The organism is Sporosarcina sp. BP05, from assembly GCF_014282005.1.
Classification (GTDB): domain Bacteria; phylum Bacillota; class Bacilli; order Bacillales_A; family Planococcaceae; genus Sporosarcina.
On the sequence record NZ_JACFTD010000108.1, the window covers coordinates 1 to 256 of the forward strand.

The 256-nt window shown below is 36.7% G+C and carries 1 pseudogene; it reads right to left on the bottom strand.

Annotation, left to right across the window (positions count from 1 at the left end):
• Nucleotides 1-69: 69 nt before the first annotated feature.
• A pseudogene (locus H2672_RS19395) lies at nt 70-256 on the bottom strand (hypothetical protein); the annotation flags it as partial.

Here is a 256-nt window from a genome sequence, read left to right on the forward strand (position 1 = left end):
CCTTCAGGGGCTAAAATAAAATAAAAAAAACCGACTTTAAGCACATTTTGTGCCATTTTAGTCGGGTTTTTAGTCATTTTCTTCGATTTTTAAGGCTACTTCAAGGTTTACTTCAACAAAATCGCGGATAAATCGGTCTTTCTCCATGTGATTTTCTTCTGATTTACGAAACCATCGTTTTATAAGCCGTTTTTCTTCTGGCTCCAGTTGCCACAAGGCTTCTGCTTCTTCCCTAAGGTTAATTTTAAGCCTATGT